At 65.1% G+C, this 1,939-nt stretch carries 1 protein-coding gene; it reads right to left on the bottom strand.

Annotation, left to right across the window (positions count from 1 at the left end; genetic code table 11):
* The coding region (gene aceE, locus AC1D0A_RS21880) for a pyruvate dehydrogenase (acetyl-transferring), homodimeric type (protein WP_476946830.1) at window positions 1-1,934 on the bottom strand (1,934 nt) is incomplete at its 3' end.
* Window positions 1,935-1,939 lie beyond the last annotated feature (5 nt).

The raw sequence follows: 1,939 nt of genomic DNA, 5'->3' as shown, positions 1-1,939 counted from the left end.
GTGGCGCCGATGATGAACCCGCGGGTCATCTGGTCGGCGGCGGCCCAGAAGGAATCGCCGGTGCGCTGGAAGCCGAACATCGAGTAGAAGACGTAGACCGGGATGAGCGGTTCGCCGTGGGTGGCGTAGGACGTGCCGGCGGCGGTGAAGGCCGCCACGGACCCGGCCTCGTTGATGCCGGCGTGCACGATCTGGCCGGAGATGGACTCCTTGTACGCCAGGACGAGCTCGCGGTCCACGGAGAGGTAGTTCTGGCCGTTCGGGTTGTAGATCTTCGCCGTCGGGAAGAACGCGTCCATGCCGAAGGTGCGAGCCTCATCGGGGATGATCGGCACGATCCGCTTGCCGAACTCCTTGTCCCGCATGAGGTCCTTGAGCAGGCGGACAAAGGCCATGGTGGTGGCGGCGTGCTGCTTGCCGGAGCCGCGGTTGGCGACTTCGTAGACCTTCTCGTCCGGGAGCGTGACGTCGGCGTGCTTGGAGCGCCGCTCGGGGACGAAGCCGCCGAGTTGCTTGCGGCGGTCCATCAGGTACTGGATCTCGGGGGAGTCCATGCCGGGGTGGTAGTACGGCGGCCGGTAGAGGTCCGCTTCGAGCTGGTCGTCCGTGATCGGGATGCGCAGGTGGTCGCGGAAGGCCTTGAGGTCCGCGAGGGTGAGCTTYTTCATCTGGTGGGTCGCGTTGCGGCCCTCGAAGTGGGTGCCCAGGCCGTAGCCCTTGACCGTGTGCGCCAGGATGACCGTGGGCTTGCCCTTGAACTCGGTCGCGGCCTTGTAGGCGGCGTAGACCTTGTTGTAGTCGTGACCGCCGCGCTTGAGGTTCCAGATCTGGTCGTCGGTCAGGTCCTGGACCATTTCCTTGGTCTGCGGGGTCTTGCCGAAGAAATGCTCGCGGACGAACGCGCCGGACTCGGCCTTGTACGTCTGGTAGTCCCCGTCGACGGTCTCGTTCATGATCTTCACGAGCGAGCCGTCCTCGTCCTTGGCCAGCAGGTCATCCCACTCCCGGCCCCAGACGACCTTGATGACGTTCCAGCCGGCACCGCGGAAGAACGCTTCGAGTTCCTGCATGATCTTGCCGTTGCCGCGGACGGGACCGTCGAGGCGCTGGAGGTTGCAGTTGATCACGAAGTTGAGGTTATCGAGCTTGTCGTTGGCCGCGAGCTGGAGCAGGCCGCGGGACTCGGGCTCGTCCATTTCGCCGTCGCCCAGGAACGCCCAGACCTGCTGGTCCGAGGTGTCCTTGATGCCGCGGTTGTGCAGGTACCGGTTGGACTGGGCCTGGTAGATGGCGTTCATCGGGCCGATGCCCATCGAGACGGTCGGGAATTCCCAGAACTCCGGCATCAGGCGCGGGTGCGGATAGGAGGACAGGGCGTGCCCTTCCTTGGACTTCTCCTGCCGGAACCCGTCCAGGTCCTCCTCGGAGAGCCGGCCTTCCATGAAGGCRCGGGCGTACATGCCGGGCGAGGCGTGGCCCTGGAAGAAAACCTGGTCGCCGCCGCCGGGGTGGTCCTTGCCRCGGAAGAAGTGGTTGAAGCCGACCTCGTACAGGGTCGCGGCACCGGCGTAGGTGGAGATGTGGCCGCCGACGCCGATRTCCGCCCGCTGMGCCCGGTGCACCATCACMGCGGCRTTCCAGCGCAGCCAGGCACGGTATTTGCGTTCGATCTCCTCATCCCCGGGGAAYGSSGCTTCCTGRTCGACCGGGATGGTGTTGACGTAGTCCGTGGTGGTGACCATCGGAACACCCACGGACTGCGCGCCGGCCCGCTGGAGCAGGCTTCGCATAATGTACTGGGCACGTTCGGTGCCTTGTTCCTGAATCAGGGTATCCAGGGACTCCAGCCACTCGGCGGTCTCTTCCGGATCACGATCAGGCAGCTGGTTTGTCAACCCGCTGAGGATATGGGAGGTATCTTCTCCTGCAGCCACGTCCA

The organism is Arthrobacter sp. P1_D4 (assembly GCF_056406115.1).
Note: the sequence above shows the minus strand (reverse complement) of the source record. Positions and strands in the feature narration are given on the sequence as shown.